We start from the raw sequence: 20,378 nt of genomic DNA on the forward strand, positions 1-20,378 counted from the left end.
TCAGTTGTCCACCTTCTCCAGGGGCTTGGCCTCGCCGTCCGCCTCCCCGCCCGCTTCTCCGGCCGCGTCCCCGTCCGCCTCGTCGGCCGGCGGGGGTCCGGGCATCCGGGCGTTCCGCAGCAGGACCGCGGCAGCCGCCGCGAGCAGCAGGGCGAGCACCGCGCCGACGACCGCGGTCGTCCGGAGGCCCTGGACGAAGGAGTCGCGGGCCACCGCGAGCAGGCTGTCGGCGAGGTCGGCGGGGAGTCCGCGGGCGGTGTCCACCGCGCCGCCGAGGGTGTCCTTCGCCGCGTCGGCGTCCGGTGCGGACAGCCCCTCGGGGAGCCGACCGGCCAGGTCGGATCGGTAGACGGCGAAGCCGATGCTGCCGATCAGCGCGACTCCGAGCGCGCTGCCGAGCTCGGGGCCGGTCGAGGCGAGCGCGGACGCGGCACCGGCGCGCTCGGGCGGGGCCGCTCCCACGATCAGTCCGGTGCCGAGCGAGATCATCGGGCCGAGCCCGAGACCGAGGACGGCCGTGCCGCCCACCGCGAGGAACAGGTCGGAGGGGCCGCTGACGCGGGAGAGCAGCAGCATGCCGAACGCGGAGACCACCAGGCCGCCGGCGAGCAGGTTGCTGAGCTTCACCCGCCCGGCGAGCGCCGGTCCTCCCATGGCGCCGACCATGACGCCGAGGGTGATCGGCAGGGACCAGAGCCCGGCCTGGACCGGGGCCAGGCCCCGTACGAGCTGCAGGTACTGCATGACGAGGAACTGCAGCCCGGCGGAGAGCAGGGTGGCGAGGACCAGCATGCCGAGCGCGGTGCCGAACAGGCTGTTGTGGAACAGCCTGAGGTCCACCAGGGGCTGGGTCAGACGGCCCTGGCGGTGGACGAACAGCACGGCGAGCGCCAGGCCGGCCACGATCGGGAGGACCGACTCCAGGGCGAGGCCGTCCTCGACGATCCGCTTGAGACCGAAGATCAGGGCGAGCATGCCGAGGACGGACATGACGGCGCTGACGAGGTCGGGACGGGCGACGGAGCGGTCGCGGAACTCGGGGAGCAGGACCGGTCCGAGGACGAGCAGCAGCGCCATCACGGGAACGCCGATCAGGAAGACCGCGCCCCACCAGAAGAGCTCCAGGAAGGCTCCGCCGACCAGCGGGCCGATCACGGTGCCGAGGCCGAAGAAGCCGGTCCACGCCCCGATGGCGGCTCCCTGCTGCTTGGGGTCCTGGAACATGACCCGGATCAGGGAGAGCGTGGAGGGCATCAGCGTGGCGCCCGCGATGCCGAGCAGCGCGCGGGCGCCGATGAGCATCGTCGGGCTGGTGGCGAAGGCCGACAGCACCGAGGCCACGCCGAAGGCGACCGCGCCGATCAGGAGCAGCCGCCGGCGGCCGATCCTGTCGCCGATCGCGCCCATGGGGATGAGGAAGCCGGCGATGAGGAAGCCGTAGACGTCCACGATCCACAGCAGCTCGGTGTTGCCGGGCCGCAGGTCGGCGGTGAGCGTGGGCAGGGCCAGGTGCAGGACGGTCAGGTCCATGGCGATGAGCATCGTGGGGAGTCCGAGGACCGCCAGCCCCAGCCACTCTCTACGGGTCGCCCGGGGCGGTAACCCCGTGTCCACGTCGGTACTCAAAGGGAATCTCCTTGCGTTGTCACTGGACGGCGAAAACCGTAGAACCTCAAGTCGACTTGAGGTCAAGGGCCGCGCTGGTGATCCGTCAGGACCGGTGTACGTCACTCCACTCCGCGAGCAGCCCCGAGGCGAGCGCCTCGCGCACCCCGGGCGCCTTCGCGTCCTTCTCCGACATCAGCGGCGGCTCGTCGAACCCCCACGGGAGCGCCAGCTCCGGATCGAGCGGATCGATGTCGATCTGGGTCCCGGGTACGTACAGGGTGGAGACCACGTAGCTGACGCAGGCGTCGTCGGTGAGCGTCAGGAATCCGTGCCCGACCCCCTCCGGCACGTACACGCACCGCCCCGAGCCGGCGTCCAGCAGGGTCTCGTGGTGCTCGCCGAAGGTCGGCGAGCCCACCCGCAGGTCGACCACGATGTCGCGGGCCGCACCCCGCACACAGGACACGTACTTGGCCTGCCCGGGCGGCACCGCCACCCCGTGGATACCGCGCAGCGTGTTGCGCACGGACGTCGAGTAGTTGATCTGCGCGGGCCTGAACGGGCGACCGGTCACGTCCTCGACGAGGTCGTGACGGAAGGACTCGAAGAACACGCCCCGCGCGTCGGGGATCCGGTCCGGGGTGAACACGTACGCGCCGGGGACCCGCGTCTCGACCACCCGCATCGCCGTCAGCCCCGGTCCCGGCGCCGCGCGGCGAGCCGCTCCAGGACCGGGACGAGCTCACCCGGCCCGGGGGCCGCCGTGAGATCCGCGTGGACGGCGGCCGCCCCCTCCTGGAACGACGGCTCCGTCAACAGCCTGGAGAGCTGCTCGCCCACCTGGGCCGCGGAGAGGCCGTCGGCGTGGAGGGTCACGCCCGCGCCCCTGGACTCCAGGTAGCGGGTGCTGTTCAGCGCGCTCCCCAGGTCCTCCCCCACGATCAGCTGGGGCACCCGGTGGGCCGCGGCGGCGAAGAACGTGCCGAAGCCGCCGTGGTGGACGACCGCCGAGCAGGTCGGCATCACCTGGGTCAGCGGGAGGTAGTCCACGATCCTCACGTTGTCGGGGACGGAGGGATCCGGCCCCAGCTGGGCCGTGTTGACCGTGGCGACCACCTCGACGTCCAGGTCCGCCACCGCTTCGAGCACGGCCGCGACCCGCTCGTCCCGGCCGTCGTGGACCGTGCGCCCCGTGACGCCCAGCGAGAGACAGACCCGCGGCCGCGCCGGCGGCCGCGCCAGCCACTCGGGCACCGGCCCCGCCCCGGTGTACGGCACCCAGCGCATCGGGATCCGGCGCAGCCCCTCCGGCCCGGGCAGCTGCGCGGGGATCGGGTCCACGGTGACGTCGCCGAACAGCAGGTCGTCGGAGAAGTCGTGACCGAACCGCCCGAACACCGGCGCCAGGAGCGCGGCCAGCGGATCGCTCTCCGCGGACACCGCGTCGCCCTTCCTCCCGGTCAGGGTCCGACGGATCCAGCCGAAGTAGTCGGGCCCCCACAGCATCCGCACGGACGCGGCCCCGCACTCCCTGGCCGCGACCGCGCCCACCGGACACGCCGGATCCCAGACCACCACGTCCGGCCGCCAGCTCCGGGCGGCCTCGACCAGGTTGTCGGCGGGCTCCTGCCGGCCCTCCGCGTCCGGGTGGTACCGCTTGTACGCGGCCACCAGGTAGTAGCGGGTCGCCCGCCAGAGCCGGTCGAAGTCGGAACCGGGCTCGAACCCGAGGGCGTCGCTGAAACGGTCCAGCTCCTCGTCGGTGATCGGCGCGAGCGGCGAGGCGGGCTCACCGATCCCGACCGCCGTGAGCCCGGCCGCGGTGATCTCCCCGACCAGACCGGTGTTGCCGGCCACCCGCACGTCGTGCCCGGCGCTCTGCAGCGCCCAGGCCAGCGGGACGCTGGGGTAGAGATGGGCGGTCAGCGGTGCGACCGCGAAAAGAATCCGCATGTGAATGCCTCTGGCTGTCGTGGATGTCGACGCACGCAAAATAAAATAAACCGTTGACCCGAGCCCGGAAAACAAAACCCAGAAAGGCCCGTCAATTACCTCGACCGGCGAATCGACACAGTACTGAGGAAGTTAGTGAACAGCTTCTTCGACGGACCGAAGAATGTCAATGGCGCTTTCTCAAAGCCGCGACAGGAATGAGTCAGAGAACGGTTAAGCGCCTGGTAAGAACACCGGGCATTCACGCCGCCCGCCGGTCCGCCCGCCCACGGAAACACGAAAGCGGGCACGGCGCCGACGCCGTACCCGCCCACTCCCGCTCCTCGCGGGAAGCCCCGTCAGGAGCGACCCCCCGCACGCGCCCCGAGACACCGCAGAACGTCCTCCTCGTGGTAGAACGTGCGGCCCTTGCCGGTACGCCTCCGCCACCGCTGCTCACTGGCATGGCGGTACACGCTGCCGGAGGGAACCCCCCACAACAGCGCGATGTCCCGGGCGCCGAGCCACCGCACCACCGGCGCCGGCACCGCCACCTCGGGACCGGCGGGGGACCCCACCGCACCGGCCGCCCCCTCACCCCGCTCCGCCGCCGCGCCGCCGCTCAGCGCCATCCACTCCTGCGCGGACCACCGGTGGGAGGGGACCGCGGCGCAGCCCACCTCGACCGGTGAATCGGCCCGGCCGACACGGGCCACGGCCGTCAGCACACCCTCGCAGCCGGCGACGACGCACGTCCCGACCCGCATGCCCCGGCCGGGGGCGGGGTCGATGACGCAACGCGCCCGGCGCACCGCGCGCGCCACCTCCGCGGACAACTCGCCCGCGGCTTCGTGGGCGGCGAGCCACCCGGCGTGCCGGATCAGGAACCCGACGACACCGGCCACGGTGTCCCGGGGCGCGGCGACGACCCGCTCCCCCACGACGAGCCCGGCCCAGGAACGCAGCACGCCGAGGATCATGGAACGGGCCTCGGCCGCCGCGGTGTTGAACGGCAGCCCGGGCGCCGAGCCACCGCCGGACGTCCGCTCACGCGGCCGGTCGGATCCCCCGAGGAGCAGCCCGCACTCGTCGTACAGGCGGGGCATCGCGGCCAGCCCGCCGGTGAGCCCGCGCACACACTCACCACAGAGCCGACTCCCCACCCCGGCGATTCCGGGACGCCGCCCGGACACCCCACTCCCCCCACGGCACCCGACCCCCTCGCATTCCACGAGGTCCACCCCCGCGTAGGGCGCTCGTACCGTGTCGTATCCGCGTGCCATGTTGCCCCCGTCTCGACTGGGACGAATGTATTTCGCGGATTCGACCCCGGGCAAGGAAGTCCCCCACCCCCTGTCAATCCTCTGTAGCGGGCCTTCCCTTTCCCTGATGGAGCTGTCGTACCTGTGTCGATCACCCGAAACGGTCCGGCACCCGTCCCATTACACGCCTGTGCCCGACCCGCGGACCGGCGGATCGGGCACAGACGTCACAGACCGTCAGACGTTGAAGCGGAACTCCACCACGTCGCCGTCCTGCATGACGTACTCCTTGCCCTCCATGCGGGCCTTGCCCTTCGCGCGGGCCTCGGCGACCGAGCCGGTCTCGACGAGGTCGGCGAAGGAGATGACCTCGGCCTTGATGAAGCCCTTCTGGAAGTCGGTGTGGATGACACCGGCCGCCTCGGGGGCCGTCGCGCCCTGCTTGATCGTCCAGGCGCGGGATTCCTTCGGGCCGGCCGTCAGGTAGGTCTGGAGGCCGAGGGTGGCGAAGCCGACGCGGGCGAGGGTGGCCAGGCCGGGCTCCTCGGCGCCGACGGACTGCAGGAGCTCCATGGCGTCCTCCTCGTCCAGCTCGGCCAGGTCCTGCTCCAGCTTGGCGTTGAGGAAGATCGCCTCCGCCGGGGCCACGAGCGCGCTCTGCTCCGCCTTGAAGGCGTCGTCCGTCAGCTCGTCCTCGTCCACGTTGAACACGTAGAGGAACGGCTTCGTCGTGAGCAGGTGCAGGTCGTGGAGGAGCTCCGCCTTCTCCGAACCCTGGACGATGCCCTGCGAGAAGAGGGTGTCGCCCTTCTCCAGGATCGCCTGGGCGGCCTCGACCGCCGCGACCTTCGGCGCCGTGTCCTTCTTGATCCGCATCTCCTTCTGGAGACGCGGCAGGACCTTCTCGATCGTCTGGAGGTCCGCGAGGATCAGCTCCGTGTTGATCGTCTCGATGTCGTCCTTCGGCGAGACCTTGCCGTCGACGTGGACGACGTTCTCGTCCTTGAAGGCGCGGATGACCTGGCAGATCGCGTCCGACTCGCGGATGTTCGCCAGGAACTTGTTGCCGAGACCCTCGCCCTCGCTCGCGCCGCGCACGATGCCCGCGATGTCGACGAAGTCGACCGTCGCCGGGAGGACGCGCTGGGAGCTGAAGATCTCCGCGAGCTTGGTCAGCCGGGCGTCGGGGACACCGACGACGCCGACGTTGGGCTCGATCGTGGCGAACGGGTAGTTGGCCGCCAGCACGTCGTTCTTGGTCAGGGCGTTGAACAGGGTCGACTTGCCGACATTCGGCAGACCGACGATTCCGATCGTGAGCGACACGGTGGCGACTTCCTGAAGTGTGGACGGGGGGCCGATCCCCCAGTTTACGGGCGGGCCGAACCGGCCAGTGACGCCGACCTTCGGTCGTTCTCGGGGGCAAGGTCACCCAAAGGGCGTGTCCCGGACCCCGTTCCCGCCCCTTCCCGACCTACGTTGGTGGGGTGGAGCAGCACAGGACAAGTCAGCCGCAAGGCCGCCGACGGCCGCAAACCCCCGCCACGCCGCCGGTCGCACCCCCCGGCGCGCTCGTGGAGGGCGCTGCCGTCTACCGCGTGACGGGCCGCACCCGGCGGACCCCGGGCGCCGCCCGTGTCGAACGCGCCGGGGCGGTGGGACCCGCTGGCAAGGCCGGCGGGCGGGCACCCGGCGGCCGGCCCGTGCCACCCGTCGTCCTCGCCCTCCGGCGGCTCCCCCAGCCCCGGCTCACCGGGCTCGGCGCCGGGCTCTTCGCCTCCGCCGTCATGCTGACGCTGGGCTTCCTCGACCTGCTGCTCCTCGACGGCTCCCCCGTCGTCTACGGACTGCTGTTCCTGCCGGTCAGTGCCCTGACCGCGCTCTGGGTCCGCACCGCCGACCTCGTCACCGCCCCGATCGGCGTCCCCATCGCCTTCGCCGTCGGCGTCATCCCCGTCGCGGGCGGCTCGGGCGGCTTCGGCGGCCAGGCCATGGCCGTCGTGACCGCCCTCGCCGTGCACGCCGGCTGGCTGTACGGCGGCACCCTCGTCGCCGGGCTCATCGCGAGCGTGCGGAAGGTCCGGGAGATGGGGCGGCGGCAGCACACCCGCGCCACGGCCCCGATGGCCGGTGAGGCACCCGGCGCCGGCGGGAGGGGCGGAACCCCCCGCCGCCGCCCGGTGGGCTGACCCGTAGAGGCCGCCCGGTGGGCCGCCGGACCCGTAGGGGCGAACGGCCGCCCGGTGGGCTTACCCGTAGGGGGCCGCGCCAAGGCCGGGCCGAACGCCCGGCGCGCCAAGGACGAGCCTGTAACCCGCCCCGTACGAGAACGGGCACCCGCCCCGTACGAGAACGAGCGCCCGCCCCGTACGAGAACGAGCGCCCGGCCCGTACGAGATCGGCCGCCCGGCCCGTACGGGACCCGTGACCGGGCCCCGTACCCGCGCCCGTCCTGCCCGCCGCCCCGTACGTCAGCGGTGCCGGCGCCGCCTCCATGCCGGCCTCACGCCGCCCCCGCCGCCATCCCCGCTCCCACGATCCCCGCGTTGTTCTGGAGCTCCGCCGGGACGATCTCCGCGCGGATGCCCTCGATCAGCGGGAGGAACTTGTCCGCCTTGCGGCTGACCCCGCCGCCGATGATGAAGAGCTCCGGCGAGAACAGCATCTCCACGTGCGCGAGGTACTTCCGTACGCGGCGCGTGGCCCAGTGTTCCCAGCTGAGGTCCTCGTCCTCCTTGGCCTTCGTCGACGCCCTGGTCTCCGCGTCGTGGCCCTTGAGCTCCAGGTGGCCCAGCTCCGTGTTCGGGACGAGGCGGCCGTCGACGAAGAGGGCCGAGCCGATGCCCGTGCCCAGCGTCAGCATGATGACCGTGCCCTTGCGGCCCCGGCCCGCGCCGAAGGTCATCTCCGCGATGCCGGCCGCGTCGGCGTCGTTCAGGACGGTCACCGGGCGGCCGCCCAGACGGTCGCTGATGAGCGTGCCCGCGTCCACGTCGATCCACGACGGGTCGACGTTCGCCGCCGTCCTGATGGTGGAGCCCGTGACCACGCCCGGGAAGGTCACCCCCACCGGTCCGGTCCAGCCGAAGTGCTCCACGACCTCCACGACGCAGCCCGCCACACCGTCGGGTGTGGCGGGCTGCGGAGTCAGTACCTTGTGGCGCTCCTCGGTGAGCGCCCCGCGCTCCAGGTCCACGGGGGCACCCTTGATGCCCGAGCCGCCGATGTCCACTCCGAAGACGTTCATGGAACCCACGGTAAGGGCTGTGGGGCCGGTTACTCCGTGACGGACGGGGCGGGCGCGCCCGCGCCGAGCTTCTCCGCCACGGCCCGCAGGTCCTTGTTGCGGAGCTCCTTGGGCAGCGAGAAGGTGAGCGACTCGTCGGCCGTCTTGACGATCTCCACGTCCGCGTAGCCGCGCTCGGAGAGCCACTCCAGGACCTCCTGCACGAGGATGTCCGGAACGGAGGCGCCGGAGGAGAGGCCGACGCTGGTCACGCCCTCCAGCCAGGCCTCGTCGATCTCGCTCGCGAAGTCGACCAGGTACGCGGCGGGGACGCCGGCCTGCTTGGCGACCTCGACCATGCGGATCGAGTTGGAGGAGTTCCTGGAGCCGACGACGATCACCAGCTCGGCCTGGCCGGCCAGCTCCTTGATCGCGATCTGGCGGTTCTGCGTGGCGTAGCAGATGTCGTCGGACGGGGGGGAGATCAGCTGCGGGAACTTCTCCTTCAGCGCGTCGACCGTCTCCATCGTCTCGTCGACCGAGAGCGTGGTCTGCGAGAGCCAGACCACCCGGGACGGGTCGCGGACCTCGATCTTGGCCACGTCGTCGGGGCCGTCGACCAGCTGGATGTGGTCGGGGGCCTCGCCGGAGGTGCCGATGACCTCCTCGTGGCCCTCGTGGCCGATGAGGAGGATGTCGAAGTCGTCGTTGGCGAAGCGGACGGCTTCCTTGTGGACCTTGGTGACCAGCGGGCAGGTGGCGTCGATGGTCGCGAGCCGGCCCTGGCGGGCCTCCTCGTGGACGGTCGGGGCGACGCCGTGCGCGGAGAACATCACGATGTTGCCCGGCGGCACCTCGGTCGCCTGATCGACGAAGATCGCGCCCTTCCGCTCCAGGGTCTGGACGACGTACTTGTTGTGGACGATCTCGTGCCGGACGTAGATCGGCGCCCCGTACTGCTCCAGGGCCTTCTCCACCGCGATCACGGCACGGTCCACGCCCGCGCAGTAGCCGCGGGGAGCGGCGAGCAGGACACGCTTCGGGCGGTTCGTCGCGGGGGCGGAATCGGGCGTCGACGCGGGCGTTGCAGTCATGCGTCCCATCGTAAGGCCGCGTCGGTGAGCGGTTTGATCGGCGTCGTGGCCGAAACTGTGGCCATGGCCGAGGAACCGCAGGTGGCGGCGCGCGAGGAACACACGGAGCTTCGACGGAACCTCGGGTTCCGTGACCTCGTCGTCTACGGGCTGCTCTTCATCGCGCCCATGGCGCCCGTCGGCGTCTTCGGCACGCTCGACGCCAAGTCGGGCGGCGCGGTCGCACTGGTGTACGTCGTGGCCACCGTCGCCATGGCGTTCACGGCGTTCAGTTACGCGCAGATGGTGCGGGTCGCGCCGCAGGCCGGCTCGGTCTTCACGTACGCGCGCAAGGGCCTCGGCGAAGGGCCGGGATTCATCGCCGGCTGGATGGCGATGCTCGACTACCTGCTGATCCCGGCCGTCGCCTACCTCTTCGCGGGCATCGCGATGGAGGCGCTCGTCCCGGAGGTGGACCGGTGGGTGTGGACCGGGATCGCCGTCGTCGTGACCACGCTGCTCAACCTCTGGGGCGTACGGGCCGCGGCCCGGGTCGGCTTCGCGGTGCTCGCGATGGAGATCGTCGTCCTGCTGGTCTTCGTCGTCTCCGCGGTCGTGGTGCTCGTACGGGACGGGGCGGAACGCGACTGGTGGTCGCCACTCACCGGCGACGCCTCCTTCTCGCTCACCGCGGTCCTCGGCGCCGTGTCGGTGGCCGTCCTCTCCTACCTGGGCTTCGACGCCATCGCCTCCTTCGCCGAGGAGGTCACGGGCGGCTCGGCGAAGGTGGCGCGGGCGGTGCTGTTCTGCCTGGCCCTCGCGGGCGTCCTCTTCGTGGCGCAGTCCTGGCTGGTCGCGCTCCTCGAACCGGTCTCCTCCGCCGAGCTCGCGGCGGACCCGGGGAAGCAGGGCTCGGCCTTCTACGACGCCGTGGACGTCTCGGTCGGCGGCTGGCTGCACGACCTGGTGGCCGTCTCGAAGGCGATCGGCGCGGCCTTCGCGGCGCTCGCCGGACAGGCGGCCGGCGCCCGGCTCCTCTTCGCGATGGGCCGCGACCGGCGCCTGCCGCACCTGCTCGCCCGGACGGACGGCGGCGTACCGCGGGTGGCGCTGCTCGTGGCGGCGACGGTGACGATGATCGCGGCGGTGTGGGCGGCCCGGCGGGACGACGGCCTCGACCACCTGGTGTCGGTGGTGGACGTCGGCGCGCTGACGGCCTTCGTGCTGCTGCACGCGAGCGTGGTGGGCTGGTTCGCGGTACGGCGGGCCGAGGGGCCGCCGCACCTCCTCAAGCACGTCGTCCTGCCGGTCGTCGGGGCGGCGATCCTGATCGCGGTCATCGTCGAGGCCTCGGTGGCGGCGCAGGTGGTGGGCGTGGTGTGGCTGGGCGTGGGCCTGGTGGTCCTCGCCGTCCAGGGCGCGACGCGGACCCCGGCGGGGCGCTGAGCTTGTCGCGGGGTGAGGCGCTGGGGTTGCCGGTCGGCGAGCTGGGGTCGTCGCTCGGCGGGGTGTTGGGGTTGTCGGGGCTGTCGGGGGGCGGGGCGCCGAGGCTGTCGCTCGGCCGGGTGCCGGGGCTGTCGCTCGGCCGGGTGCCGGGGCTGTCGCGGGGCGGGGCGCCGACGTCGTCGTGGAGGACGGCACCGAGGTCGGTGCCGCGTGCGCCCCTGACGTTGTCGTACCGCGCGGTTACGCTCGGTCCATGGCTCTGACTACGTCCGCCGAAGCACCGCTTCCCGTCGGTGAGGTCTCCCGGCTGATCGGGGGGTGGATCGACCGGCTCGGGCCGATCTGGGTCGAGGGGCAGATCACCCAGCTGTCCCGGCGCCCCGGCGCCGGGGTCGTCTTCCTGACCCTTCGGGACCCCTCGTACGACATCTCCATCGGCGTCACCTGCTACCGCCAGGTCTTCGACGCCGTCGCGGACGTCGTGTCCGAGGGCGCCCGGGTCGTCGTGCGCGCCAAGCCCGAGTGGTACGCGCCGCGCGGGCAGCTGTCGCTGCGGGCGGTGGAGATCAAGCCGGTCGGGATCGGCGAGCTGCTCGCCCGGCTCGAACAGCTGAAGCGGAGCCTGGCCTCCGAGGGGCTCTTCGCCCTCGACCGGAAGAAGCCGCTGCCGTTCCTGCCGCACCGGATCGGGCTCGTCTGCGGCCGCGCGTCGGCGGCGGAGCGGGACGTCCTGGAGAACGCGCGGCGCCGCTGGCCCGCCGTCGCCTTCGAGGTGCGGAACGTGGCGGTGCAGGGCGTGAAGGCGGTCCCGCAGGTCGTGCAGGCGGTCAAGGAGCTCGACGCCCACGAGGACGTCGACGTGATCATCGTCGCCCGGGGCGGCGGCAGCGTCGAGGACCTGCTGCCGTTCTCGGACGAGCAGCTCATCAGGGCCGTCGCCGAGTGCCGTACGCCGGTGGTCTCGGCCATCGGGCACGAACCCGACGCTCCCCTGCTCGACCTGGTGGCCGACCTGCGCGCCTCGACCCCGACCGACGCGGCCAAGAAGGTCGTCCCGGACGTCGGGGAGGAGCTGGACCGGGTGCGCGGGCTGCGCGACCGGGCCCTGCGGACCGTACGGGGCCTCCTCGACCGGGAGGAGCGCGGCCTCGCGCACGCGCTCGCGCGCCCCGTCATGGAGCATCCGCAGCGGATGGTGGAGGTCCGCGAGGACGAGCTGGTGGCGCTCCTCGCCCGGAGCCGGCGCGTCCTCGGGCACCTCCTGGACCGCGCGGACTCGGAGCTGTCCCACACGCGGGCGCGGGTCCGGGCGCTGTCGCCCGCCGCGACGATGGAGCGGGGGTACGCGGTGCTCCAGCGGGCGGACGGCACGGTGGTCCGCTCCCCGGAGGAGGTCGCGGAGGGCGAGGAGCTGCGGGCCAGGGTCGCGGAGGGCGAGTTCGGGGTGCGGCGGGTGGCCGATCCGGCCTGAGCGGAGCGGGGCCGCCGAAGGCGTGCGCGAGAGAAGACGAGAGAACCGGACACGGAGGGTGGAGCGGCAGATGGCAAGCGGTACGGAAGAGGCGGCGCTCGGCTACGAGCAGGCGCGGGACGAGCTGATCGAGGTCGTCCGGCGGCTCGAAGCGGGCGGAACGTCCCTGGAGGATTCCCTGGCGCTCTGGGAGCGGGGCGAGGAGCTGGCGAAGGTCTGCCGGCGCCGTCTGGAGGGGGCGCGGGCCCGCCTCGACGCCTCGCTCGCGGCGGAGCGCGCGGCGGAGGAGAACGGCGCGGGTGGCGCCGAGCGGGATGGGGACAGCGAGGAGTAACCGCCGCGCCCGTGGGGACGCGCCCCGCCGGTGAGGACCGGTGACCCTCCCGTGGGGACCGGCGACCCGTCCGCGCGGACCCGACCCACCGGTGAGGGCCGGCGACCCGTCCGCGCGGACCCGACCCACCGGTGAGGGCCGGCGACCCGTCCGCGCGGACCCGACCCACCGGTGAGGGCCGGCGGCCCGTCCGCGAGGACCGACGCCCTGCCCGTGAGGACCGGCGCCCTACCCAAGAGGACCGGCGACCCGTCCGCAGGGGCGCCCGGCCGCCCGTTCACGGTGACCGGCGCACCCTCCGCACCGATCCGCGACCCGTTCGCGGGCGGTCTGGCGTAGACTTCCGAGTGAAGCGGATCACTATCCGGATGGATTAGTTGAAGTTTCACCAATCGAGCCGTACTGTCGAGACATCGCTTGAACCCCGTACGAGCGACCCCCCTTTGCAGTCCGGAAGGTACGCAGCATGTCTCTCGCCCTTGACCCCGCCGCTCAGGATCTCCTCTTCCGCGAGGCCCGCACCGCCAACACGTTCACCGACGAGCCGGTGACCGACGAGCAGGTCCAGGCGATCTACGACCTGGTGAAGTACGGCCCGACCGCCTTCAACCAGACCCCGCTGCGCATCACCCTGGTCCGCTCCCCCGAGGCCCGCGAGCGCCTGGTCGCGCACATGGCCGAGGGCAACCGGCCCAAGACCGCCACCGCGCCGCTCGTCGCGATCCTCTCCGCCGACAACGAGTTCCACGAGGAGCTCCCGGCCCTGCTCCCGCACTTCCCGCAGGCCAAGGACATGTTCTTCGCCGAGCGCCCGGTCCGCGAGCAGTCCGCCGTCCTGAACGCCGCCCTCCAGGCCGCCTACTTCATCGTCGGCGTCCGCGCCGCCGGCCTGGCCGCCGGCCCGATGACCGGCGTGGACTTCGCCGGCATCCAGAAGGAGTTCCTGGACGCCGACCACACCCCGCTGATGGTCGTCAACATCGGCAAGCCCGGCGAGGACGCCTGGTTCCCCCGCTCCCCGCGCCTGTCCTTCGACGAGGTCGTCACCACCGTCTGACCCGTCCGAGGCCGTACGCGAGATCCGAGGCCGTAGGCGAGATCCGATCCGTACGCGAGAAGGGCCCCGCACTCCATGAGTGCGGGGCCCTTCTCGTACGCCTGTCGAATTCTCAGACCTTCTGCGACCGGAGCGAGCCCGCCATCTCGGCGAGCTGGTCGAACGAGGCCGTGCCGGTCACGACCGTCGTCGCGCCGCCGTCCACCCGGACGAGCGCGTCGTACTTGGGGCCCTCCCAGCGCTGCCAGACCTGGCCCGCCACCGTCTGGGTCTTCCCGGTGTTCTTCGCCCGGTGGGTCACGTCCGGCACGTAGGTGCCCGGCGCCGCCGTCGACTGGTGGATCGCCACGTACTGGGTGTCCGGGGAGAGGAAACCGAGCTGCCAGGCGTCGGACTTCTCGCGCTTGTACGAGACCACCGTCGCCTTCCATCCCTCGCCCAGACCCTCGGGCGCCATCACCGGATACGGCGCCGCCCGCTGAGCCGTCAGGAGCTCGACCCGGTAGTCCTTCGCCTTGACCGGTTCGGCGCTCTCGTCGTGCGGGATGAAGAGATACATCACTCCCGCGGCGACCAGGATCACCCCAAGGGACTGGATCATCCCGCGTACCGTCTGCCTGCCTCGCATACCTGCCACGCCCACCATGGTCGCATCAAGGGTCCGTGCTCATACGTGGGCCCCTCTGCTCATTATGTCGACGTACCGATAGAGTCGTATCACCCTCTTTACCTTCCGGCCGTCGCCGTACAGAAAGGTGCGCTCCGATGACCGAGCACTCCCTGCCGTCCGAGCTGGAGGTCTCACCCGAGGCCCCCGACCGCAACCTCGCCCTTGAGCTGGTCCGCGTCACGGAGGCCGCCGCCATGGCCGCCGGCCGCTGGGTCGGCCGCGGCGACAAGATCGGTGCGGACGGCGCCGCGGTCAACGCGATGCGGACCCTGATCTCCACCGTCTCGATGAACGGCGTCGTCGTCATCGGCGAGGGCGAGAAGGACGAAGCCCCGATGCTGTTCAACGGCGAGCGGGTCGGCGACGGCACCGGCGCCGAGGTCGACATCGCCGTCGACCCGATCGACGGCACCACGCTCAACGCCAAGGGCATGCCCAACGCGATCGCCGTCCTGGCCGCCGCCGACCGCGGCACCATGTTCGACCCGTCCGCGGTCTTCTACATGGACAAGCTGGTGACCGGCCCCGAGGCCGCCGACTTCGTCGACATCAACGCGCCCGTCTCGGTCAACATCCGCCGGGTCGCCAAGGCCAAGGGCATGGCCCCCGAGGACGTCACGGTCGTGATCCTGGACCGCCCCCGTCACGAGGGCATCGTCAAGGAGATCCGCGAGACCGGCGCCCGCATCAAGTTCATCACGGACGGTGACGTCGCGGGCTCGATCATGGCCGTCCGCGAGGGCACCGGCGTGGACCTGCTCCTCGGCATCGGCGGCACGCCCGAGGGCATCATCTCGGCCTGCGCCATAAAGTGCCTGGGCGGTGTCATCCAGGGCAAGCTGTGGCCCAAGGACGAGGCCGAGCGCCAGAAGGCGATCGACGCGGGGCACGACCTGGACCGCGTGCTGTCCACGAACGACCTGGTCAGCGGCGACAACGTCTTCTTCGTCGCCACCGGCATCACGGACGGCGAGCTGCTGCGCGGCGTCCGCTACCGCTCGGAGACCGCGACCACCTCGTCGCTGGTGATGCGCTCGAAGTCCGGCACGATCCGCCAGATCGACTCCACGCACCGGCTCTCGAAGCTGCGCGCGTACAGCAAGATCGACTTCGATCGCGCCAACTGAGTCCACGGCCCCGGCCCACGCGGCCGGTCGGACGGTACGAAGAGGGGCGCCCCCATGTGCGGTGGGGGCGCCCCTTCTCGTACGGGAACGGAAAGACACGGCTCGCTGGGACGGGGTGGGACGGGGGCCCTCGCCGGTCGGAACGACGGCACGTCGGAACGCGGCGGCGGAACGCGGAGGCGGAACGACGCCGCGGCTCCCCGCGCTCTCCGGTCCGTCGGTCCGTCGGTCCGTCGGTCCGTCCGCCCGCCCGTCGGTCCGTATCAGCCCGCCTGGGCGATCCGCTCCGTCGCGGTGGCCTTCCTCAGCTCCACCTCGCGCCGCCGGCGCCGGGCCAGGGCGACGCGGCGCTCCGCCGCGGTCAGCCCGCCCCACACCCCGTACGGCTCGGGCTGCAGCAGCGCGTGCTCCCGGCACTCGACCATCACCGGACAGCGCCCGCAGACCCGCTTGGCCGCCGCCTCACGCGCGAGCCGCGCGGCCGTCGGCTCCTTGGAGGGGGCGAAGAAGAGTCCGGCCTCGTCGCGGCGACACACCGCCTCCGCGTGCCATGGACCGGCCTCGTCCTCCCGGGCAGGGGCGCGCTGAGGGGGGACGGCGGCGACCTGGAGGGGCTGATGCGGCGGTTGCAGCACGGTCTACTCCTGACGACGGCTTCGCGAGCGAGCGGCGATGCAGCAGCCCTACCCGCTGTGCGCGCGCCTATGCACTGCGTACCGCGCCGTTCCGCACTGCGGATACCCGAGGACGAATTCCGGTCAGTTCCCGCTCGGGCCCCAGAGGATCTCCGGCCCGTACGCACGGAGCGGACCCCTCGGGATCATCCGGCCAGGACGCGCGAAGCCGACGTCCGAGGACCAACCGGCCCGTCCCGGACCTCACGCCCCGGCCCCGCCCCGGCCCCGCCCCGGCCCCGCCCCGGACCATCCCGGACCCACCTCGGGTCCATCCCCGACCCGCCCCCCTTCAGTGCCCGAGGTGCTTCCTCATCCGGCTCTGAAGGTCGGTGATCCACTTGCCGCGCTTGGGTCTGGCTTCGACGTTCCCGAAGACCGAGTAGCCGTTGATGACGACGACGGGGGCCTGCGGGTCGACGCCCTCCAGGGTCACGACCTCGAAGTTGCCGAAGATCCCGCTGCCGTTGCCGCGCAGGCTGATGTTCTCCGGGACGCGGACCTCCACGTTGCCGAAGATCGACGTCGCGTTGATGGTGGTCAGGCGCTGGGCGAAGATCGCCTCGGTCAGGTCGATCTCGATGTTGCCGAAGAGCGCGAACGCGTTCGTCCGGCGGCTCACCCGCCAGCGGCCCTTGCGGGTCGTGCTGGAGAAGATCGCGACGAGGTTCTCCGGGGTGGCGTCGGGGTCGTCCGGGCCGTACCCGTAGTCCGGCGCGGGCTCCTGGCGGGTCCGCGCGCCCGGCAGGTCGCGGACGATCGGCTCCAGCTCCCCGACGGTCTTCGCCCGGTACACGGCGTCGATCCGGTCCGAGTGCTCCTCCGGGTCGATCCGTCCCTCGGCGAGGGCGTCCCTGAGGATGTCCGCGATCCGGTCCCGGTCCGCGTCCGAGGCCCGCAACGCGCCCTGCGGGTCGGCGAACACAGTCTCGGCGGAGGCCTTCTCGGCAGGCGGGGCCGACCGCTGCGGCTGCGGCTGCTCTTCGGGTTCGGGCTTCTTTTCGAGGTCCACGGAGCCAGCCTAGCGAAACGCGATAGATCGCGACCAGGGGGCGGGGCCGTGCCTGTGGACGAAGACGCGATCACGCCACTCCGGCGTGGTCCCCGTCCCAAGTGAGCCTTACCTCACAGGACCGGCCCCCCGCCCGCGTTCTACGCTGGAGGGCGCACTCGCCAACGGAGGCGGGTGCGCCGTCTTGCCGAGTGAGGAATGGCCCCCATGCCAGAGTTTGCGTACTCCGATCTGCTCCCCCTGGGAGAGGACACCACGCCCTACCGCCTGGTGACCTCCGAAGGTGTCTCCACCTTCGAGGCCGACGGCCGTACGTTCCTCAAGGTCGAGCCGGAGGCGCTGCGCACGCTGGCCGCCGAGGCGATCCACGACATCCAGCACTTCCTGCGCCCGGCCCACCTGGCCCAGCTGCGCCGGATCATCGACGACCCGGAGGCGTCGAGCAACGACAAGTTCGTCGCGCTCGACCTCCTCAAGAACGCGAACATCGCCGCCGCCGGCGTCCTGCCCATGTGCCAGGACACGGGCACGGCGATCGTCATGGGCAAGCGCGGCCAGAACGTGCTGACCTCCGGGCGCGACGAGGAAGCCCTGTCGAAGGGCGTCTACGACGCCTACACCAAGCTGAACCTGCGGTACTCGCAGATGGCCCCGGTGACCATGTGGGAGGAGAAGAACACCGGCTCGAACCTGCCCGCGCAGATCGAGCTGTACGCGACCGACGGCGGCGCGTACAAGTTCCTCTTCATGGCCAAGGGCGGCGGCTCCGCCAACAAGTCCTTCCTCTACCAGGAGACGAAGGCCGTCCTCAACGAGGCGAGCATGATGAAGTTCCTGGAGGAGAAGATCCGTTCGCTCGGCACGGCCGCCTGCCCGCCGTACCACCTGGCGATCGTCGTCGGCGGCACGAGCGCCGAGTTCGCGCTCAAGACCGCGAAGTACGCCTCCGCGCACTACCTGGACGAGCTGCCCACCGAGGGCTCGGCCGTGACCGGCCACGGCTTCCGCGACAAGGAGCTGGAGGAGAAGGTCTTCGAGCTGACGCAGAAGATCGGCATCGGCGCCCAGTTCGGCGGCAAGTACTTCTGCCACGACGTCCGCGTCGTCCGTCTCCCCCGCCACGGCGCCTCGCTGCCCGTCGCCATCGCCGTCTCCTGCTCGGCCGACCGCCAGGCGGTCGCGAAGATCACCGCCGAGGGCGTCTTCCTGGAGCAGCTGGAGACGGACCCCGCGCGCTTCCTGCCCGAGACGACCGACGAGCAGCTCTCCGAGGAGAGCGACGTCGTCACCATCGACCTGAACCAGCCGATGGACGACATCCTCGCCGAGCTGACCAAGTACCCGGTCAAGACCCGCCTCTCCCTGAACGGCCCGCTGGTCGTGGCGCGCGACATCGCGCACGCCAAGATCAAGGAGCGTCTGGACGCGGGCGAGGAGATGCCGCAGTACCTGAAGGACCACCCGGTCTACTACGCGGGCCCGGCGAAGACCCCCGAGGGGTACGCCTCCGGTTCCTTCGGTCCGACCACGGCCGGCCGGATGGACTCGTACGTCGAGCAGTTCCAGGCGGCGGGCGGCTCGAAGGTGATGCTGGCGAAGGGCAACCGCTCGCAGCAGGTCACGAACGCGTGCGGCAGCCACGGCGGTTTCTACCTCGGCTCGATCGGCGGCCCGGCCGCGCGTCTCGCGCAGGACTGCATCAAGAAGGTCGAGGTCGTCGAGTACGAGGAGCTCGGCATGGAGGCGGTCTGGCGGATCGAGGTCGAGGACTTCCCGGCGTTCATCGTCGTGGACGACAAGGGCAACGACTTCTTCCAGAACCCGGCCCCGGAGCCGACGTTCACGCACATCCCGGTGCGCGGCCCCGGCCTCGCGTAACCGCACCGCCGACTCGCGCCCCTCGGTCCGCCCGGACCGGGGGGCGTCGTCGTGCGCCCGGTCCGCCCGGACCGGGGGGCGTCGTCGTAGGCCCGGGGCTCCGGCGTCGACGTCCGCTCAGAAAGTCGCTACCGACTGGTAGCCATCTCGTTGCCTACTGTCCAGTATTGGGCGCGAGCATGCCAAAGTCCTGAGCTGGTCGACCAAGGAGCCCCCCATGCCCGTGACCCCCCTCCGCAGGCGCGCCGCCGCCGGAACCACCGCCACGCTCGCCCTGACGGCCTTCCTCGTCGTCGGCCCGGCGCCCACCGCCTCCGCCTCGGACCCCGACCACCACAGCACCTCGACCGCGGCCTTCAAGGACGTCGACTACCGGACCTGGCTCCGTGACGTGGCGGCCGTCGTCGACCAGGCCCGGCCGTACATCGAGCAGCGCTCCGAGAACGCCGGCCGCGAGAAGCAGGCGATCGTCCTCGACATCGACAACAGCTCCCTGGAGACGGACTTCCACCCCTTCTGGGAGCTGCCGACCCCCGCCATCGCGGACGTGCGCGAGCTCGCCCGGGACGCCCACGAGCGCGGCGTGGACGTCTTCTTCGTCACCGCCCGCCCCGGCATCATCCACTCCCTCACCGACTGGAACCTGAAGCAGGCCGGGTACCCCGTCGACGGTCTGTACGTGCGGTCCCTGCCCGACCTGTTCGCCGAGGTCAGCGCGTACAAGACGGAGAAGCGCGCGGAGATCGAGGCCAAGGGCTACACGATCATCGCGAACATCGGCAACAACACCACCGACCTGGTCGGCGGCCACGCCGAGCGCACCTTCAAGCTCCCCGACTACGGCGGCAAGCTCTCGTAGGGGCCCGTCGGGCCGGGGTCCGGCGCGCGGATACGCTCCTGCGCATGAGACACCCGATACGGACCCCGGCCCCGGTCGCCGCCCTGACGGCGGGGCTGCTGCTGGCCGGCTGCGGCGGTCCGGAGCCGTTGCCCGAGGTCGCCACCGGAGCCCGCCCCTCGGCCCCGTCCGCGACGACCGCGCCCGGGGCGGAAGCGCCTCCGGCGGCCGCGGCCTCGAAGGCGACCCTCGGCGGGCCCGGGACGGCCTGCCCGCTGCCCGTCTCCTTCGGGCTCGCGGAGAAGTGGGAGCCGAAGGCGGTGAAGGACCCCGAGAACCCGGACTTCGCGGAGCTCACCCGGCGCGGCCCGGCCACCGTGCGCTGCGAGGTGGACGCCAAGCCGGCCGGTCACATCGGTTTCCTCCAGGTGTGGACGGCCGGGAAGGGGTCCGCGCGGGCAGCGCTCGAAGGGTTCGTGAAGGCCGAGGAGAACGCCTCGAAGGCCGTCTACAAGGAGACCGCGACCGGCACGCTTCCCGTCACCGAGGTGACGTTCACGACCTACAGCGAGCTGCTGGAGGAGTCGAAGGAGGCGCGCGCCTTCGCCGTCGCCACCCCGAAGGGGACCGTGATCGTGCGCCTCGGCGGGATGGACACCGAGGAGCACCGGGCGATGCTCCCGGCGTACGAACTGGCCCGTACCACGCTCAAGGTGCTCTGAGGGCCGACGGGGCGGACCCGGGCAGGACCGTGGCCCCCGTCCCGGATC

General features: G+C 71.8%; 19 protein-coding genes. 9 read left to right on the forward strand and 10 right to left on the reverse strand.

The genetic code is table 11. The features are described from left to right. From ACRRSS_RS30410 to ychF, 5 genes are all read right to left on the reverse strand, one after another. A complete protein-coding gene (locus tag ACRRSS_RS30410; RefSeq protein ID WP_435974247.1) occupies window positions 1–1,626 on the reverse strand; it encodes an MFS transporter in 1,626 nt (541 codons plus the stop codon). A gap of 85 nt (window positions 1,627–1,711) precedes the next feature. Next, entirely contained in the window at window positions 1,712–2,293 is a 582-nt protein-coding gene (locus ACRRSS_RS30415; protein WP_435974248.1) for a dTDP-4-dehydrorhamnose 3,5-epimerase family protein, read from the reverse strand. Between the two features lie 5 nt (window positions 2,294–2,298). Next, on the reverse strand, window positions 2,299–3,561 hold the full coding sequence (locus ACRRSS_RS30420; protein ID WP_435974249.1) for a nucleotide disphospho-sugar-binding domain-containing protein: 1,263 nt from the start codon (window positions 3,559–3,561) through the stop codon (window positions 2,299–2,301). A gap of 338 nt (window positions 3,562–3,899) precedes the next feature. Then, on the reverse strand, window positions 3,900–4,676 hold the full coding sequence (locus ACRRSS_RS30425; RefSeq protein WP_435974250.1) for a hypothetical protein: 777 nt from the start codon (window positions 4,674–4,676) through the stop codon (window positions 3,900–3,902). Between the two features lie 363 nt (window positions 4,677–5,039). Next, window positions 5,040–6,128 carry a redox-regulated ATPase YchF gene (gene ychF, locus ACRRSS_RS30430; RefSeq protein WP_435974251.1) on the reverse strand — a complete coding sequence of 363 codons (1,089 nt, stop codon included), beginning with the start codon at window positions 6,126–6,128 and terminating at the stop codon, window positions 5,040–5,042. Window positions 6,129–6,289: 161 nt separating this feature from the next. On the opposite strand from ychF, the gene ACRRSS_RS30435 reads away from it, so the two are divergent. Then, window positions 6,290–6,991, forward strand: a complete 702-nt coding sequence (locus ACRRSS_RS30435; RefSeq protein ID WP_435974252.1) for a DUF6542 domain-containing protein — start codon at window positions 6,290–6,292, stop codon at window positions 6,989–6,991. A 314-nt stretch (window positions 6,992–7,305) separates the two neighbouring features. On the opposite strand, the gene ppgK is transcribed toward ACRRSS_RS30435, so the two are convergent. Further along, window positions 7,306–8,049 (reverse strand): polyphosphate--glucose phosphotransferase, encoded by a 744-nt coding sequence (ppgK, locus tag ACRRSS_RS30440; protein WP_435974253.1) that lies wholly within the window; start codon window positions 8,047–8,049, stop codon window positions 7,306–7,308. Between the two features lie 29 nt (window positions 8,050–8,078). Then, the gene (locus ACRRSS_RS30445) at window positions 8,079–9,131 is read right to left on the reverse strand and encodes a 4-hydroxy-3-methylbut-2-enyl diphosphate reductase (protein ID WP_435974254.1); all 1,053 of its coding nucleotides are present in this window, start codon (window positions 9,129–9,131) and stop codon (window positions 8,079–8,081) included. A 54-nt stretch (window positions 9,132–9,185) separates the two neighbouring features. On the opposite strand from ACRRSS_RS30445, the gene ACRRSS_RS30450 reads away from it, so the two are divergent. The 4 genes from ACRRSS_RS30450 to ACRRSS_RS30465 all read left to right on the forward strand — a co-directional run bounded on the left by ACRRSS_RS30450 (window position 9,186) and on the right by ACRRSS_RS30465 (window position 13,409). Continuing rightward, complete coding sequence (locus ACRRSS_RS30450; protein WP_435975458.1) at window positions 9,186–10,547, forward strand: APC family permease; 1,362 nt, start codon at window positions 9,186–9,188, stop codon at window positions 10,545–10,547. A gap of 253 nt (window positions 10,548–10,800) precedes the next feature. Then, window positions 10,801–12,018 carry an exodeoxyribonuclease VII large subunit gene (gene xseA, locus ACRRSS_RS30455; protein ID WP_435974255.1) on the forward strand — a complete coding sequence of 406 codons (1,218 nt, stop codon included), beginning with the start codon at window positions 10,801–10,803 and terminating at the stop codon, window positions 12,016–12,018. Window positions 12,019–12,088: 70 nt separating this feature from the next. Next, window positions 12,089–12,352 carry an exodeoxyribonuclease VII small subunit gene (locus tag ACRRSS_RS30460; protein WP_435974256.1) on the forward strand — a complete coding sequence of 88 codons (264 nt, stop codon included), beginning with the start codon at window positions 12,089–12,091 and terminating at the stop codon, window positions 12,350–12,352. Window positions 12,353–12,818: 466 nt separating this feature from the next. Further along, window positions 12,819–13,409, forward strand: coding sequence for a malonic semialdehyde reductase (locus tag ACRRSS_RS30465; protein WP_351899509.1), 591 nt, complete (start codon window positions 12,819–12,821; stop codon window positions 13,407–13,409). A 112-nt stretch (window positions 13,410–13,521) separates the two neighbouring features. Here the strand turns inward: ACRRSS_RS30465 and ACRRSS_RS30470 are convergent, their stop codons facing one another. Continuing rightward, window positions 13,522–14,055, reverse strand: coding sequence for a DUF4245 domain-containing protein (locus ACRRSS_RS30470; protein ID WP_435974257.1), 534 nt, complete (start codon window positions 14,053–14,055; stop codon window positions 13,522–13,524). 119 nt (window positions 14,056–14,174) lie between these two features. Here ACRRSS_RS30470 and glpX point away from each other — a divergent pair, with 119 nt between their 5' ends. Beyond that, window positions 14,175–15,206, forward strand: coding sequence for a class II fructose-bisphosphatase (gene glpX / locus ACRRSS_RS30475; RefSeq protein WP_435974258.1), 1,032 nt, complete (start codon window positions 14,175–14,177; stop codon window positions 15,204–15,206). Window positions 15,207–15,469: 263 nt separating this feature from the next. Here glpX and ACRRSS_RS30480 read toward each other — a convergent pair whose 3' ends face one another. After that, on the reverse strand, window positions 15,470–15,841 hold the full coding sequence (locus tag ACRRSS_RS30480; RefSeq protein ID WP_435974259.1) for a WhiB family transcriptional regulator: 372 nt from the start codon (window positions 15,839–15,841) through the stop codon (window positions 15,470–15,472). A gap of 331 nt (window positions 15,842–16,172) precedes the next feature. Beyond that, entirely contained in the window at window positions 16,173–16,892 is a 720-nt protein-coding gene (locus tag ACRRSS_RS30485) for a DUF1707 SHOCT-like domain-containing protein (protein ID WP_435974260.1), read from the reverse strand. Window positions 16,893–17,099: 207 nt separating this feature from the next. Between ACRRSS_RS30485 and ACRRSS_RS30490 the strand changes: the two genes are divergently transcribed. The 3 genes from ACRRSS_RS30490 (at window position 17,100) to ACRRSS_RS30500 (ending at window position 20,330) form a co-directional block, all read left to right on the forward strand. Further along, window positions 17,100–18,770 (forward strand): fumarate hydratase, encoded by a 1,671-nt coding sequence (locus ACRRSS_RS30490; protein ID WP_435974261.1) that lies wholly within the window; start codon window positions 17,100–17,102, stop codon window positions 18,768–18,770. 217 nt (window positions 18,771–18,987) lie between these two features. After that, window positions 18,988–19,629 carry an HAD family acid phosphatase gene (locus ACRRSS_RS30495; protein WP_435974262.1) on the forward strand — a complete coding sequence of 214 codons (642 nt, stop codon included), beginning with the start codon at window positions 18,988–18,990 and terminating at the stop codon, window positions 19,627–19,629. Window positions 19,630–19,673: 44 nt separating this feature from the next. After that, a complete protein-coding gene (locus ACRRSS_RS30500; RefSeq protein ID WP_435974263.1) occupies window positions 19,674–20,330 on the forward strand; it encodes a lipoprotein in 657 nt (218 codons plus the stop codon). Window positions 20,331–20,378 lie beyond the last annotated feature (48 nt).

The organism is Streptomyces sp. Qhu_M48, from assembly GCF_051305195.1.
Classification (GTDB): Bacteria; Actinomycetota; Actinomycetes; order Streptomycetales; family Streptomycetaceae; genus Streptomyces.